Annotated in this window: 12 protein-coding genes; 11 read left to right on the top strand and 1 reads right to left on the bottom strand. The window is 73.0% G+C overall.

Translation table 11 applies throughout. The features are described from left to right. The 5 genes from ADY01_RS20260 to ADY01_RS20240 all read left to right on the top strand — a co-directional run. On the top strand, positions 1–573 hold a 573-nt coding region (locus ADY01_RS20260), incomplete at its 5' end, for a prepilin peptidase (protein ID WP_049575420.1). A gap of 162 nt (positions 574–735) precedes the next feature. Further along, positions 736–1,524 (top strand): isoprenyl transferase, encoded by a 789-nt coding sequence (locus tag ADY01_RS20255; protein WP_234320324.1) that lies wholly within the window; start codon positions 736–738, stop codon positions 1,522–1,524. Between the two features lie 309 nt (positions 1,525–1,833). Beyond that, complete coding sequence (locus ADY01_RS20250; RefSeq protein ID WP_049575426.1) at positions 1,834–3,135, top strand: PhoH family protein; 1,302 nt, start codon at positions 1,834–1,836, stop codon at positions 3,133–3,135. 519 nt (positions 3,136–3,654) lie between these two features. Beyond that, entirely contained in the window at positions 3,655–4,383 is a 729-nt protein-coding gene (locus ADY01_RS20245; protein WP_078900439.1) for a transglycosylase SLT domain-containing protein, read from the top strand. Positions 4,384–4,570: 187 nt separating this feature from the next. Then, positions 4,571–5,989, top strand: coding sequence for an AI-2E family transporter (locus ADY01_RS20240; protein WP_234320323.1), 1,419 nt, complete (start codon positions 4,571–4,573; stop codon positions 5,987–5,989). Between the two features lie 37 nt (positions 5,990–6,026). Here the strand turns inward: ADY01_RS20240 and ADY01_RS20235 are convergent, their stop codons facing one another. Continuing rightward, positions 6,027–7,769, bottom strand: coding sequence for an alpha/beta hydrolase (locus ADY01_RS20235; protein ID WP_420715728.1), 1,743 nt, complete (start codon positions 7,767–7,769; stop codon positions 6,027–6,029). Positions 7,770–8,261: 492 nt separating this feature from the next. On the opposite strand from ADY01_RS20235, the gene ADY01_RS20230 reads away from it, so the two are divergent. The 6 genes from ADY01_RS20230 to ADY01_RS20205 all read left to right on the top strand — a co-directional run bounded on the left by ADY01_RS20230 (position 8,262) and on the right by ADY01_RS20205 (position 16,164). Continuing rightward, positions 8,262–8,786, top strand: coding sequence for a PadR family transcriptional regulator (locus tag ADY01_RS20230; protein WP_049575411.1), 525 nt, complete (start codon positions 8,262–8,264; stop codon positions 8,784–8,786). After that, positions 8,783–9,514 carry an ABC transporter ATP-binding protein gene (locus ADY01_RS20225; RefSeq protein WP_049575409.1) on the top strand — a complete coding sequence of 244 codons (732 nt, stop codon included), beginning with the start codon at positions 8,783–8,785 and terminating at the stop codon, positions 9,512–9,514. The genes ADY01_RS20230 and ADY01_RS20225 overlap by 4 nt, the downstream gene beginning before the upstream one ends. After that, a complete protein-coding gene (locus ADY01_RS20220) occupies positions 9,511–11,880 on the top strand; it encodes an FtsX-like permease family protein (RefSeq protein ID WP_049575404.1) in 2,370 nt (789 codons plus the stop codon). Before ADY01_RS20225 ends, ADY01_RS20220 begins: the two co-directional genes overlap by 4 nt. A gap of 144 nt (positions 11,881–12,024) precedes the next feature. Continuing rightward, the gene (locus tag ADY01_RS20215; protein WP_049575402.1) at positions 12,025–13,419 is read left to right on the top strand and encodes a class II fumarate hydratase; all 1,395 of its coding nucleotides are present in this window, start codon (positions 12,025–12,027) and stop codon (positions 13,417–13,419) included. 60 nt (positions 13,420–13,479) lie between these two features. Then, positions 13,480–14,163 carry a DUF402 domain-containing protein gene (locus tag ADY01_RS20210; protein WP_049575400.1) on the top strand — a complete coding sequence of 228 codons (684 nt, stop codon included), beginning with the start codon at positions 13,480–13,482 and terminating at the stop codon, positions 14,161–14,163. 129 nt (positions 14,164–14,292) lie between these two features. After that, on the top strand, positions 14,293–16,164 hold the full coding sequence (locus ADY01_RS20205; RefSeq protein ID WP_049575397.1) for an ATP-binding SpoIIE family protein phosphatase: 1,872 nt from the start codon (positions 14,293–14,295) through the stop codon (positions 16,162–16,164). The last annotated feature ends 16 nt before the right edge of the window (positions 16,165–16,180 follow it).

Here is a 16,180-nt window from a genome sequence, read left to right as displayed (position 1 = left end):
CCCGACGACGCGCCAACGGACGACGCCGGGTACGGCGTCTCGCCCCTCACCCCCACCCTGGTGACCGCCGCCTGCTGCGGCGCCCTGGCCGCCGCCGTCGGCGCCCACCCCGAACTGGTCGTGTGGCTGCTCGCCGTCCCGGTCGTGGTGCTCCTCGCCATCGTCGACCTCGCCGTCCAGCGGCTGCCCGACGTGCTGACCCTCCCGCTGGCCGCCGGCGTCGCCGCCGGGCTCGGCCTCGCCTCGCTCTTCCCCGGCGCCGCGGGCAGCTGGGGCCGGGCGCTGCTGGCCGGGGCGGCGCTCGGCGGCGTCTACTTCGCGCTCTTCCTCGTCAACCCGCTCGGCATGGGCTTCGGCGACGTCAAGCTGGCGATCACCGTCGGGGTCGCTCTTGGGTGGTACGGCTGGGACGCCGTGCTCTTCGGCACCTTCGCCGGCTTCCTGCTGGCCGCGGGATACGGAATCTCCCTGGTCATCGCCAGGAAGGCGGGGCGCGGCTCGACCGTCGCGTTCGGCCCGTTCATGGCCGGTGGCGCGCTGGTCGCGCTGCTTCTGGCGGGACTCACCGCCTAAATCTCTCCGAGGTTGCGCCCACGAAGGCCACAGATGCGTTACGGTGGAATCCCCCCCTCGGGCCGGTCCGTATCCCCCCCACGGACCGGCCCGCTTTCGTGTGCGGAGCCTCCCCGGGCGGCAGTAGAGTTCGGGGCCACGGGGCGAGGGCACGGGAGGGCCATGCAGGCGCTGACACACACCATGAGGAACCTGCTGCGGCGGCTGGCCGTTCGGGTCTACGCCCGGCGTGTCGAGGGCCGGCTCGACACCGAGCAGGGCCCCAAGCACATCGGGGTCATCCTCGACGGGAACCGTCGCTGGGCCAAGGCCGCGGGGAGCACGACGGCCGAGGGGCACGAGGCCGGGGCGGCGAAGATCCAGGAGCTGCTGGGGTGGTGCGCCGAGACGGAGGTCGAGGTCGTCACCCTCTGGATGCTCTCCACGGACAACCTCAGCCGCGCCCCGAGGGAGCTGACGCCGCTCCTGGCCATCGTCGAGAGCGCGGTGCGCGACCTGGCCGGGGACGGCCGCTGGCGGGTGAACCACGTGGGCGCCCTGGACGGGCTGCCGGAGCGCACCCGCACGGTGCTGCGCGACGCCGAGGAACTGACCAGGAGCCACACCGGGATACTGGTCAACGTCGCCATCGGCTACGGGGGCCGCCAGGAGATCACCGACGCCGTCCGCTCGCTGCTCGCCAAGTGCGCCGCGGAGGGGCAGACCCTGGAGCAGGTGGCCGAATCGCTCGGGGTCGAGGACATCTCCGAACACCTGTACACCCGCGGGCAGCCCGATCCCGACCTGGTGATCCGCACCAGTGGCGAACAGCGACTGTCCGGTTTCATGCTGTGGCAGAGCGCCCATTCGGAGTACTACTTCTGCGAGGTCTTCTGGCCCGCGTTCCGCAAGGTCGACTTCCTGCGGGCGCTGCGCGACTACGCGGTCAGGCACCGGCGTTACGGGATCTGAGGGCCTCGGCGGGAGAGGTCCCCGCCGCCGCGGGGCGGCGCCACCCCGGAGCGTTCTTCGCATGAGATGCGCAGGGAGCGGGCATATTCCACGCGGACCGCGCGTCGGTGCGGTCCGCCGGGAGGCCCGTTTGCGCACCACGACACCCCTCACTCAGCTGGGGAGCAGGGCCGGTACCGAGCCCGTGCGCGTCGGGCCGGGGCCGGCCGTCTTGACCCCCGGCGCCCTGGGCGCCATGTTCCCCGCACCTCATCCGAGGGGGTTCATCCACTCGTGGCCACCAGCAAGAAGCGTTCGAACGACCGGCGCATGTACGTTCTGGACACCAGTGTTCTGCTCGCCGACCCTGCGGCCATCACCCGCTTCGACGAGCACGAGGTTGTCCTTCCGGTCGTCGTCATCTCCGAGCTAGAGGCGAAGCGGCACCATCCTGAGCTGGGCTACTTCGCCCGCCAGGTCCTCCGCAGGCTCGACGAATACCGCGTACGGTTCGGGCGGCTCGACACGCCGCTCCCGATCGGTGACCTCGGCGGCACGTTGCGTGTCGAGCTGAACCACTCGGATCCGGCCGTCCTGCCGCCCGCCATGCTCAACGAGCGGGGCCGCCTCGCGGACAACGACTCGCGCATCCTCGCCGTCGCCCGCAACCTCCAGGCCGAGGGCCAGGACGTCACCGTCGTCTCCAAGGACCTGCCGCTGCGGATCAAGGCGTCCTCGGTGGGACTCGCCGCCGAGGAGTACCGCGCGGAGCTGGCCATCACCGACTCGGACGGCTGGACGGGCCTGGTCGAGGTGACGATGGGCGCCGAGACGGTCGACGAGCTGTTCGCCGCGGAGAGTGTCGACGACGCGGAGGCCGCGGCGCTGCCCGTCCACACGGGCCTGGTGATCTCCTCGGAACGGGGCAAGGCGCTCGGGCGGGTCACGCCGGACGGCCGCGTGAAGCTGGTGCGCGGGGACCGCGAGGCGTTCGGCATCCACGGCCGCAGCGCCGAACAGCGGATCGCGCTCGACCTGCTGCTCGACCCGGACGTCGGCATCGTGTCGATGGGCGGCCGGGCCGGCACCGGCAAGTCGGCGCTGGCGCTGTGCGCAGGGCTCGAAGCGGTGCTGGAACGGCGGCAGCACAGCAAGGTGATGGTCTTCCGGCCGCTGTACGCGGTCGGCGGCCAGGACCTGGGCTACCTGCCGGGCACCGAGGCCGAGAAGATGAACCCGTGGGCCCAGGCCGTCTTCGACACCCTCTCGGCGGTCACCACCCGCGAGGTCATCGAGGAGGTCGTGGCGCGCGGCATGCTGGAGGTGCTGCCGCTGACCCACATCCGCGGGCGGTCGCTGCACGACGCGTTCGTCATCGTGGACGAGGCCCAGTCCCTCGAACGGAATGTGCTGCTGACCGTGCTCTCCCGGATCGGCCAGGACTCCCGCGTGGTGCTGACGCACGACGTGGCGCAGCGGGACAACCTGCGGGTCGGCCGGTACGACGGCGTGGCGGCCGTGGTGGAGAAGCTGAAGGGACACCCGCTGTTCGCCCATGTGACGCTGACGCGCTCGGAGCGGTCGCCGATTGCCGCCCTGGTGACGGAAATGCTCGAAGACGGGCGCATTTAACGGCCTTTCAGCAATTCCGCTCCCGCACTGTCCGCGAAACCCCCTCTGTTTGACCTCGGTTTGGTCTCCGCTCGTCCGTTCCGAAAGGGACGGGCGAGCGGAAGTACGTCGGAATGGGGCGTGAATCGACCGAAACGGACGATGCGGTGGCAATCGCCAAGTGCCGTGCCCGCCACGGGCGGTGAATGCCCTGGCAGGCGGCCCGCGGGCCGGTTCCGCGTTTTGGCAAGGGTGTCTTCCCGTGACCTTTCCCACAGAGGACTGAATTGCCTCGCGGTATCCGCGTCCGGCAGTGTGTGCGTCTGTCAGGCCCCGCATACGGCATCGATGTCTCCAAGGACACCGCAAGGACTGCGTTCCACAACTGAACAGCCGCTCGCCGTATGCCGCCCGAAGTACCTCGCGGGTTCCGTGCCTTGCCGCACGGGACCCCGACCGGGTCAGCGCCTCCTGTGCACGCACCAAGGGGAGGCCCGAGTCAGGGGCACGATTGCGCCCGCAGGGTCTTCCGAGCGGGCGATGTCGGAAGGAAACCGTGTGACCGGGATGTCGGTCCGGGGATTCGCAGTGGCGTCCGCTACGGCGGTGACCACCGTCGGCGCCGCTGTCGGTGTCGCCTCCGGTGAGGACCAGGGCAGCGCCACCGGCGATGTCGAGGTTGTCGCGGCCGACGCGACACTGCTCGCCGAGATACCCGCTGGCACCAACGTGCAGGCGCACACCGCCGCGTTGACGCAGCAGGCGGAGTCGCAGGCCAATGCCGCGGACACCGATGCCCGCCGGGCGGCCCAGGAGGCCGCGCGCGTCCAGGCGGCGGAGACCGCCTCGGAGCGCAGGGCGGAGGCGGAGCGCGAGGCACAGGAGCAGGCCGAACGTGAGGCGGCCGAGGAGGCCGCCGAGGAGGCGCAGTCCGCTTCGGCGGGAGGGTCGGGCGACTTCCCGATCCAGTCCTCCTACACCAAGGCCGAGATCCAGGCCATGGCGCAGTCGATCGTCGCCGGCGACCAGTACACGTGCTTCTCGGCGATCGTGGACCACGAGAGCGGCTGGGACTACACCGCCACCAACCCGAGCTCGGGCGCCTACGGCCTGATGCAGGCGCTGCCCGGCTCGAAGATGGCCTCCGCCGGCGCCGACTGGCAGACCAACCCGGCCACGCAGATCCGCTGGGGCGTGATGTACATGGAGGACCGCTACGGCAGTCCGTGCGGGGCCTGGGAGTTCTGGCAGGCCAACAACTGGTACTGAGCCTCGGGCCGCCTTCGCCCGCCGTTCACTTCGACGTCCCCGTACCGCCTCGGTACGGGGACGTTGCCGTTACCCGGGGGAGACCACGGCGAGGCATGCCGCACGGTAACGTCGTCCCGCATCGCGGTGGAGATTCATGGGGGCGGAGGGACTACGGATGTCACGACTTGGCCGGGTGAAGACCGGCATGACGCGCGCCGTTTCGCGGGTATCGGGCTTCCGGGCCGCGGCACAGCGCGAGCAGGAGCGGCGCGAGGACGAGGCGGGGGAGCGCGGCGAGGCCGAGGCCGAGGCGGCGGGTGTGGTCCGCGCCACCGGAGGGGGCCCGCTCCGCACGGCGCGGGGCGCGGACGCGGCCGGGGAGGGCCCGGCGCCCGAGACGGCGGAGGCCGGCGGCGGGGAGCGCCCGCCGGCCGGGCCGCCGCCCGCGCCCAAGCCGCCGTCCCGTCCGCAGCCGGCCGAGGCCATCCCGTGGGGCGTGCGCGTCGCCTCCGAGGCCGGGTGGCGGATGCTCGTGCTGGCCGCGGTGATCTGGGTGCTGATGCAGGTGGTCGGCGCCGTCAGCCTGCTGGTCATCTCCTTCGCCGCGGGCCTGCTGATCACCGCGCTGCTCCAGCCGTTCGCGGGCTGGCTCAAGCGCGTGGGCTTCGGCCGCGGCGCGTCCACCGCGGTGACCGCGTTCGGCGGCTTCGCGGTGATCGGCCTGATGGGCTGGTTCGTGGTGTGGCAGGTGATAGAGAACTCCGAGGACCTCTCCACGCAGATCCAGCAGGGCGTCGAGCGCCTGCGGAACTGGCTGCTCGAACTGCCGTTCGACATCACCGAGGAGAACCTCGACGAGTGGGTCGAGAACATCAACGGGTGGATCGCCGACAACAGCGACACCCTCACCTCGGCCGGGCTCGAAGGCGTCAACTACGTGGTCGAGTTCGTCACCGGCGCCGGTCTGACGCTGTTCGTGGTCCTCTTCCTGCTCTACGACGGGCGGGGCGTGTGGCACTGGTTCCTGAAGCTGGTGCCGCGGGGGGCGCGTGAGGGGGTCGCGGGTGCGGGGCCGCGCGCCTGGATCACCCTCACGGGGTATGTGCGCGGGACGGTGATAGTGGCGCTGATCGACGCGGTCGGCATCGGGGTCGGCCTGTTCGTCATCGATGTGCCCATGGCGGTGCCCTTGGCCGTGATCGTCTTCGTGGCCTCGTTCGTGCCGCTGGTCGGCGCCATCGCCTCCGGCGCGCTGGCCGTCATGGTCGCGGTGGTGACCAACGGCGTGGTGGACGCGGCGCTGGTGCTGGGCGTGGTGCTGCTGGTGCAGCAGATCGAGGGGCACATCCTCCAGCCGTTCATCCTGGGCCGCATGGTCCGGGTGCACCCGCTGGCCGTGGTGCTCGGCGTGGCCGCGGGCTCGATGCTGGCCGGGATCCCGGGCGCCATCGTCGCGGTGCCGCTGATCGCGGTGACGAGCACGGTGGTCAGTTATCTGAAGGCGTACCAGGACGAGGTCGACCGGCGGGCCGGGGCCGCGGTGGAGGGCGGCGGGGCCACGATCGCCGAGCTGTCGCCCGCCGTCACGCCCCCCACCGGCCCCGGCGGCGCCCCGAGCACCTGAGCCTCGGGCCCGTCCACAACCTCCCAGGACAGAGCAGCTACCCCGCCCAGCCGTGCCGGGGCGGGTGGCGGACCTCCAGCAGGAAGCCGAGCCGTTCCGTGTCGGTCGCCGTCCACCCCTCGGGGGGCGCGATGGCGGCCCACGCGTTCACGGGCGCCGAGCCGTAGCGGTGGCCGTGCTGGGCGGGCGCGCCATAGGAGACCGCCATGTCCACGGTCGTCTGCCAGAAGGTGACGAACGGGAACCAGTCGATGGACGAGGTGACATCGGGCCCCAGCGGCTCGTGCATCCACTCCGGCCGCTGGAACAGCAGGTCGGGCGACCACCACACCACCGGGTCCGAGGCGTTCTGGAGGTAGATGACCCGCGGGGTGTCCCAGGGCGCCCCGTCGGGACGCCGCAGATCGCGGTCGGGGAACTGGGCGAACCTGACCTGCCTGCCCTCCTGGTACTCGGGCCGCCACACCGGGCTGCCGGGGTCGCGGTCGCGGGTCAGCTCGCTGTGGATCGGGCTGAAGTGCGGCGGCCCGATGAACAGCGCGCCGTCCGTCCTGGCGACCAGGTCGTCCAGGCCGTCGAACGCCGCCTCGGTCGCCGAGACCGCGAGGCTCTCGCCGAAGACCAGCAGCTTCGGCCGGTCGCTCGCCGGCTCCTGCTCCCAGCGCGCGTGCACGGCGTCGAACAGGGCCTCGGTCGCGAGCCCGGCCTCGTTCCTGTCCACCATGAACGAGGCCCAGCTCGGCAGGTACGAGTACTGCATCGTGACCACGGCGGTGTCGCCGCCGTTCATGTACTCCAGCGCCTCGACCGTCGTCGGGTTGATCCAGCCGGTGCCCGTCGTGCCGGCGATGGCCAGCACCGCCCGGTCGAACGCGCCGGTGCGCTCCAGCTCGCGGACCGCGAGCTCCGCGCCGTCCGCGTACTCGTCGTAGGCCGCCCGGCCCACATAGGCGCGGATCGGGTCGAGCGCCTCCTCGCCCATGAAGTCGGAGATCTCCTCGCCCGAGATCGCGGTGCCGGAGAAGGTGCGCCCCTTGTTGCCCAGGTCGTCCCAGTCGATGAGCGAGTCCGGGCTGCCCGACAGGAGCGGCGAGAACGGCCGCAGCACCCCCGGGTCGGTGCTCCGGTCCTTGGCCGCGGCGATCCGGTCGGCCACCTCCAGGATCCCGCGGTCCCACACCACGTCCCTGGTGCCGATGACCACGATGGTGGTCGAGAGCACCAGCCCGAGGGCGACGGCGACCGGCCAGGGCACGAAACGATTCAGCAGCTGGGTCAGCAGGCGGGTGCCGAGCCGCACGGAGCGCGCGACCACCAGCAGCAGCGTCAGGACCAGGAGCGAGATCAGCGCGATCATCAGCGAGTGCCAGGTCAGGGTCGGCCCGAGCGCCTGGAGCTGGCGCAGCTCCCGCTGCATGTCGGCGCTCTGACCGAGCATGATCGCCACGGCGAACGGGAGGAGCAGCAGGTAGGCCAGCCAGGCGCGCGCCCGGACGCGCTGGCTCGGCCGCCACGGCACCAGCAGCCGGAGAAGCCAGCTCAGCAACGCGCCGAGGCCGTAGCCGATCGCGGCCGTGATGCCGCCGATGCCGCCCTGGTAGTACCAGGGGCGCGGGACCAGCGAGGGGGTGAGGGAGAGCCAGAAGAAGAACGTGGCGGCCAGGCACGCGGTCAGGTCGGGCCAGCGCCGCACCACCCAGGAGGAGCCCGGCCGTTCCCAGTAGGGCTTGTGCGCCACCCTGATCGCCACCGCGAGCGTCGCGAGCGCCACCCCTCGCACGCCCCCGGCGCCCCGAGCCTCGCCCGAGTCGGTCCCCTCCCCGGGACCCGCGCCGTCGTCCGCGCCGGGGCTCACGCCGTCGTCCGTGTCAGGGCCCGCGCCGGAGTCGGCGCCGGAGTCCGCGGCCTGGCCCGTGTCGGCGCGCGCACCGGCGCGCGAGCGCGAACGGGCTCCGGAGCCCACGCCCGCGCCCGCCCCGTCCCCCGCGCCGGAGCGTGACTCGGAGCCCGAACCCACGCCGGAGGCGTCCGGGCCGGACGCGCTCCCCGGCTCCGCATCGGGCGCCGTCTGGTCTGCCACGTCGTCTCCGCCCCATCCGCCCTCGTCCTGCGTCATCACGCTAGGGGATCAGACGCGGGCGCGATACGCGGCGTTGCGACCTTGGGTCCTTTCCGTGCTGCTCGGGTGACGAGCCGGGGCGAGAGCTCCGCACACCCCGTCTATACGCCCGTCTATACGCCCCGTCTATACATGGTGTGTATAGTGCCGGGCATGTCCATCAGCCACACGCTTCTCGGCCTGCTGGAGGCGGGACCCCGGCACGGGTACGACCTCAAGAGAGCCTTCGACAACCACTTCGGCCAGGACCGGCCACTGCACTACGGCCAGGTCTACTCGACGATGTCCCGGCTGCTGAAGAACGGCCTGGTCGAGGTCGACGGGATAGAGGCGGGGGGCGGACCCGAGCGCAAGCGGTACGCCATCACCGACGCCGGCGTCACCGACGTCGGCGGCTGGCTCGCCCGCGCGGAAAAGCCCGAGCCCTACCTCCAGAGCGTCCTGTACACCAAGGTCGTCCTCGCCCTGCTCACCGGCCGCGACGCGAACGCGCTGCTGGACACCCAACGCGCCGAGCACCTGCGCCTGATGCGCGAGCTGACGCGCCGCAAGCTCGGCGGCGACCTCGCGGACCAGCTGATCTGCGACCACGCCCTGTTCCACCTCGAAGCCGACCTGCGCTGGCTTGAGCTCACCGCCGCGCGACTGGACCGGCTCGCAACGGAGATCCGCTCATGACCGCGAACACCACCGAGAACACCACGGCGAACACGGCACCGCGCGCCGCCGACACCGCCCTGCTCGCCGCCACCGGTCTGCACAAGACCTACGGCGCCACCCCGGCGCTCGACGGCGCCGACTTCTCCATCCGCGCCGGGGAGATCGTCGCCGTCATGGGCCCCTCGGGCTCGGGCAAGTCCACGCTGCTGCACTGCCTGGCCGGCATCGTGCCGCCCGACCGGGGCGCCGTCCGCTACGCGGGCCGGGACCTGTCCGGGCTCTCCGACGCCGAGCGCAGCGCCCTGCGCCGCAGGGACTTCGGGTTCGTCTTCCAGTTCGGGCAGCTGGTGCCCGAGCTGACCTGCGAGGAGAACGTCGCCCTGCCGCTGCGCCTGACCGGCACCGGTCGCAAGGAGGCCGGGGCGCGTGCCGCCGAATGGCTGGCGCGGCTCGAGGTGGACGACGTCCGCCACCACCGCCCCGGGCAGATCTCCGGCGGTCAGGGCCAGCGCGTCGCCGTGGCGCGCGCCCTGGTGAACAACCCGCGCGTCCTCTTCGCCGACGAACCCACCGGCGCGCTCGACTCGCTCAACGGCGAGCGCGTGATGGAGCTGCTCGTCCTCGCCGCCCAGGAGAGCAAGGCCGCCGTGGTGCTCGTCACCCACGAGTCGCGCGTCGCCGCCTACTCCGACCGCGAGGTCGTCGTCCGCGACGGGCGCGCCCGGGACATGGCGGGGGCGCTGTGAGCGAGCGACGGGGAGCCTCCCCGGTCACGTGGGCGCGGGAGCTGGCTCTGGGCGCGCGGTTCGCCGTCACCGGCGGCCCCGGCTGGACCCGCACCGCCCTCACCGCCGTGGGCGTCGGCCTCGGCGCGGCGGTGCTGCTGCTGGCCGCCTCCGTGCCCAACGCCCTTGAGGCGCGCGAGGAGCGCGGCGACGCCCGTTCCCCCGGCTGGAACCAGATGGACCCGGAGTCCACCCAGGACGCCGTGCGCTTCGCCTCGGCCGGAACCGAGTTCCGGGACGAGGACATCGGCGGCCTCGAACTCCAGCCCGACGCGGGCGCCGCCACCACGGTGGAACCGCCGCCCGGCCTGGGGGAGTTCCCCGGCCCCGGCGAGATGGTCGTCTCCCCGGCCCTCGGCCGCCTGCTGGAGTCGGACCGGGGCGCGCTCCTGGCCGAACGGTTCGACCACGAGGTCGTCGGCACCATCGGCGCCGAGGGGCTGAACGGCCCCGGCGAGCTCTTCTACTACCTGGGCACCGACGCGCTGCCCGACGACACCGGCCGCACCACCGCGTTCGGCGCCACGCCCGACTCGGCCGGCAGCGGCGAGCCGATGCCCCCGGCGCTCGTGCTGCTCATCGTGGTGATCTGCGTCGTGCTGCTGATGCCCGTCGCCGTCTTCATCGCGACCGCGGTCCGGTTCGGCGGCGAGCGCCGCGACCAGCGGCTCGCCGCGCTGCGCCTGGTCGGCGCCGACACCGACATGACCCGCAGGGTCGCCGCGGGGGAGGCCCTGGTCGGCGCGGTGTTCGGACTGCTGCTCGGCGCGGGCGGGTTCCTCGCGCTGCGCCAGTACCTCGGAACGGTCACCGCCTGGGGGTTCAGCGCCTACCCCGCCGACATGGTGCCCACCCCGATGCTCGCCGCGTTGACGCTGATCGGGGTGCCGGTGTCGGCCCTGGCCGTCTCGCTCTTCGCGCTGCGCGGCATAGCGATCGAACCCCTCGGCGTGGTGCGCCAGTCCGGGGTCCGGCGCCGCCGCCTGCTCTGGCGGCTGATCCCCGGCATGCTCGGGCTCGCGCTGCTGCTGCCCATGGCGGGCGGCTCGTTCGACGGCGGCAGCACGATGACCCAGGCCCAGGCCGCCGTCGGCGTGGTCCTGCTGCTGGCGGGGGCCACGATGCTGCTGCCCTGGCTGGTCGAACGCGTCGTCGCGCGCCTCGGCGGCGGCCCGGTCTCCTGGCAGCTCGCCACCCGGCGCCTCCAGCTCAGCAGCGGCACCGCCGCCCGCACGGTCAGCGGCATCACGGTCTCCGTCGCCGGGGCCACCGCCCTCTACATGCTGTTCGCCGGGGCGAGCGGCGAGGCGACCGTGGCCACCGGGGAGGACACCGAACGCGCCCAGATCGAGGTCAGTGCGTGGAGCGAGAGCGGCGCCTCCGCGACCGAGCTGGCCGGGACGCTGGAGAGCCTGCCCGGCGTCACAGCCGCCCTGAGCTCCGTCTCCGGCTGGGCCGCGGACCCGGAGCAGCCGGCCGAGGAGGAGTACCGGCCGACCACCTCGGTCGTCGTGGCCGACTGCGCCACGCTCCGGGAGATGGCCCACCTCGACGCGTGCGCCGACGGCGACGTCTTCCTGGCCTCCAGCCCCGACATGACCGACCCGGTCGGCGTTGTCCCCGGGCAGCGGCTGGAGGTGGGGCTCGACGGCTCGGGCTTCCCGGTCGACGGCGGGGCGCGGCCCGTGTCGTGGACGGTGCCCGACGGCGCGGCCGAGGTGCGGGCCAGGACCGACCCGACCGGCATGGAGACCGTGGGCGTCCTGGCCACCCCCGCGGCGCTCGACCCCGAGACGGTCGCCGACGCCACGACCCGCGTGATGCTGCGCACCGACCCGGGCGACGAGGAGGTCCTGGAGCGGGTCCGCAACGTCGCCTGGACCTACGAGACGCGGCCCTCCGTCTGGGAGCTTCAGTCCGAGCGGACCGCCGACGAACTCCTGGACATCCAGCGGGCCCTGCTCATCGGCGCCACCGGGGTGATGACCGTGATCACCGCCAGCATGGTCGTCTCCATGCTCGAACAGCTGCGGGAACGCAAGAGGCTGCTCTCCGCGCTGGTCGCGTTCGGCACGCGGCGCACCACCCTGGGCGCCTCCGTGCTGTGGCAGACGGCCGTCCCCGTCCTCCTCGGCCTGATCCTCGCCGCGGTGGTCGGCACGGGCCTCGGGGCGCTGCTGATGTCCATGGTGGACCTGCCGATCAGGGGCTGGCTGGCGTTCCTCCCGATGGCCGGGGTCGGCGCGGGCATGATCGCCGTGGTCACCCTGGTCAGCCTCCCCTTCCTCTGGCACCTGATGCGTCCGGACGGCCTGCGCACCGAGTGACGCCCGCGCGCCCGCGCCCGCCGCCGCCCCCCGCCCCCGCGGGCGGGCGCGGGCGGCGCGAGGCTCACCGGGCGGCGCGCGCCGGGCCCCGCGCGCCCGGCGCATCGTGTCCGGCCGCCCCGGCGGCCCGGTAGATTCGTCCTTATGAGTGGTACCAACGAATTCCGCGTCGAGCACGACTCGATGGGCGAGGTGCGGGTCCCCGCGGACGCCAGGTGGCGGGCGCAGACGCAGCGCGCCGTGGAGAACTTCCCGATCTCCGGCCAGCGCCTGGAGCGCGCCCACATCGCCGCCCTGGCCCGGATCAAGGCGGCGGCGGCCACGGTCAACGCCGAACTCGGCGTCATCGAGAAGGACATGGCCGAGGCCATCGTCCAGGCCGCGGAGGAGGTGGCCGAGGGGCGCTGGGACGAGCACTTCCCGGTCGACGTCTTCCAGACCGGCTCCGGCACCTCCTCCAACATGAACACCAACGAGGTGCTGGCCACGCTGGCGACCGAGCGCCTCGGCCGCCCGGTCCACCCGAACGACCATGTCAACGCGAGCCAGTCCTCCAACGACGTCTTCCCCTCCTCCATCCACATCGCGGCCACCGGCGCGGTCACCGGCGAGCTGATCCCGGCCCTCACGCACCTCGCCGCCTCGCTGGAGCGCAAGGGCGCGGAGTTCGCCGACGTGGTGAAGTCGGGGCGCACGCACCTGATGGACGCGACCCCGGTCACCCTCGGCCAGGAGTTCAACGGCTACGCGGCCCAGGTCCGTTTCGGCGTCGAGCGGCTGAACGCGTCGCTGCCCCGCCTCGCCGAGCTGCCCCTCGGCGGCACCGCCGTCGGCACCGGCATCAACACCCCGCCCGGCTTCTCCGCCGCCGTCATCACCGAGGTCGCCCGCGCCACGGGGCTGCCGCTGACCGAGGCGCGCGACCACTTCGAGGCGCAGGGCGCCCGCGACGGCCTCGTGGAGACCTCCGGCCAGCTCCGCACCATCGCCGTCTCGCTCACCAAGATCTGCAACGACCTGCGCTGGATGTCCTCCGGCCCCCGCACCGGCCTGGCCGAGATCGCGCTGCCCGACCTCCAGCCCGGCTCCTCGATCATGCCGGGCAAGGTCAACCCCGTGATCCCCGAGGCCGTCCTCATGGTCGCCGCCCAGGTCATCGGGAACGACGCGACCGTCGCCACCGCGGGCGCCTCGGGGAACTTCGAACTCAACGTCATGCTGCCGGTGATGGCCAAGAACCTGCTGGAGTCCGTCCGGCTGCTGGCCAACGCCGCCCGCCTGCTCGCCGACCGCACCGTGGACGGCGTCACCGCCGACGTGGAGCGCGCCCGCGAGTACGCCGAGTCCTCGCCCTCGGTGGTGACCCCGCTCAACCGCTACCTCGGCTACGAGGAGGCCGCCAAGATCGCCAAGCGGGCTCTCGCCGAGCGCAAGACCATCCGCGAGACGGTGCTGGACGGCGGCTATGTGGACCGCGGCGACCTCACCCTGGAGCAGCTCGACCAGGCCTTGGACGTGCTGCGCATGACCCGCCCCTGACCGACCGGCCCTCGCCCCGGCCGCGCACGCCCTCCGCGTCGACCCGAATACCATGTGTAGATGACAACGGGAAAAGATGCGACCGGCGCCGCGCGTCCGTGGCGGCCCGGCGACCAGATCCTGTGGCGTTACCGGGCCAATGGATCGAAGGAGTTCCATATCTGCCGGCCCGTCACCGTTGTCCAGGACACACCCGAGCTGCTGGCCGTCTGGATGGCGCCGGGCACCGAGTGCATCAAGCCCGAGCTGGCGGACGGCACGGACGTCCACGACGAGCCGCTGGCCACCCGCTACACCAAACCGCGCACGACCGTTCACTCCCGGTGGCTCGGCACGGGGGTGCTGAAGCTCGCGCGGCCCGGCGATCCGTGGTCCGTGTGGCTTTTCTGGGATCGGGGCTGGCGCTTCAAGAACTGGTACGTCAATCTTGAAGAGCCCCGGAGCCGGTGGCTGGGCGGGGTCGATTCGGAGGATCACTTTCTCGATATCGCGGTCTACCCGGACCGCAGCTGGGAGTGGCGGGACGAGGACGAATTCGCCCAGGCGCAGCGAGCTGGACTGCTGGACGCCGGGCAGGTGGAGCGCGTTCGCGCGGCCGGCAGCGCGGCGACCCGGCTCATCCGCGCGTGGGGTCGGCCGTTCTCCGAGGACTGGGCCGCGTGGCGGCCCGATCCCCGCTGGCGCACGCCGCGGCTGCCCGGTGACTGGGACCGGCCCGCGACCGGCCTGGCGCCCGTGCCCTGAGGGCCGCGACCCGGACGCCGCCCGAGAGCCTCTTGATACGGCCCGGGCCGACAAACGTAGGATCGACCCCCACAACCTCACAACGACCCCACTCCGCACGCTAGTTCCCGCCTGGATGGATCTCCCCTTGTGACGGACCCGACCCCCCCGCAGCATGTGGCTCGCACGGCGGACGTACCCTCGTTCGCCGAGAGCCCGGCGCTGCCGCACGCCCGCTCCCAGCCCGAGTCAACGGAGCAGCCGCCAGCTCGCCCGGCCACGGGCGAGGGACTGAACGGCGGGACGGGCGACACGGACCGGCTGCGGTTCGTGGGGGCGGCCACCCGTCGCATCGCCCGGGGCATCGACCTGGACGAGATCGTCCTCGGCCTGTGCCGCGCCACCGTGCCGACGTTCTCCGACGCCATCCTCGTCTACCTGCGGCACCCGCTGCCGGTCGGCGACGAGCAGCCCGTCACGCCCCTGGTGCTGCGGCTGCGCCGCACCGACCGCATCCCCGAGGCGCTGTCGCTCGGCACCACCTCGCTCGACGACATCAACGGCGACGGCTCGGGCCCGGTGCTGCCGATACTCGCCAGCGCGACGCCGCTCGTCGAGGTCCGGGGGAACGGGCCGCTCGCCGAGGTGATCCGCGGGGTGCGCCCGGTCTTCGTCGAGTCGCAGGTGCCGAGGGCCGCGCTGCGCGAGCTCACCGGGGCCGTCGCCCTGCCCGAGGGCCACCGCGCGATCCTGGCCCCGCTGCGCGGCCGGCGGCGGGTCATCGGCGCCGCGGTGTTCCTGCGCCGGCCCGATCGTGAATCGTTCGAGCAGGAGGACCTCCAGGTCGCCCAGCAGCTCGCCACCCACTCCGCGCTCGGCGTGGACAAGGCGGTGCTCTACGGCCGCGAGGCGTCCATCGCGGACGAACTCCAGCGCACCATGCTCCCCGACGACCTGCCGCAGCCCACCGGCGTGCGCCTGGCCAGCCGTTACCTCCCGGCCGCGCAGTCGGCGCGGGTGGGCGGCGACTGGTACGACGCGATCCCGCTGCCCGGCAGCCGCATCGCGCTGGTCGTCGGCGACGTGATGGGCCACTCGACCACCTCGGCCGCGATCATGGGCCAGCTGCGGACGACGGTGCAGACCCTCGCCGGGCTCGACCTGCCGCCGCAGGAGGTGCTGCACCACCTGGACGAGCAGGCCCAGCGCCTCGGCACCGACCGGATGGCGACCTGCCTCTACGCGGTCTACGACCCGGTCGAGCACCGCATCACGGCGGCCAACGCGGGCCACCCGCCGCCCGTTCTGCTGCACGTGGACGGGTCGACCGAGCTGGTCGACCTCCCGCCGAACGCGCCCATCGGCGTGGGCGGCGTCGACTTCGAGACGGTCGAGCTGCCCGCGCCCGCCGGCGCCACACTCGTCCTCTACACGGACGGCCTGGTCGAGTCGCGCACCCGCGACGTGTGGACGGGCGTCGAGCACCTGCGGGAGAAGCTGACGGAGATCTCCCGGCTGACCCGCCCGGACGCCGCGGCCCCGCTGGAGCCGCTGTGCGACGAGATCCTGGACATCGTCGGCCCGGGGGACCGGGACGACGACATCGCGCTGCTGGCCGCCAGGTTCGAGGGCATCGCCCCGGGGAACGTGGCGTACTGCCGCCTCGACCCGCGCGCCGAGTCGGTGCGCGAGGCGCGGCGGATGGTGCGCGAGAGCCTGGCGCGCTGGGACCTGGAGGAGCTGGAGGACTCGGTCGAGCTCCTGGTCAGCGAGGTCGTGACCAACGCGGTCAGGTACGCGGAACGGCCCGTGTCCGTCCGCCTGCTCCGCACCGACGTGCTGCGCTGCGAGGTCGGCGACGACGTGCCGCAGCTGCCGAGGCTGCGCCAGGCCGGTCCCGCGGACGAGGGCGGCCGGGGCCTGTACCTCGTGCAGCGGCTGGCCCGGCAGTGGGGCGCGACGCGGCTGAGCACGGGCAAGCTCGTCTGGTTCGAGATGGCCCCGACCCCGCCCCACCCCTGACCGGTCCCCTCGCCGG

It is taken from the genome of Streptomyces sp. SBT349 (genome assembly GCF_001083795.1).
GTDB lineage: Bacteria > Actinomycetota > Actinomycetes > Streptomycetales > Streptomycetaceae > Streptomyces.
The sequence above is the reverse complement of the archived record's forward strand: the minus strand, read 5'-3'. Positions and strand labels throughout refer to the sequence as shown.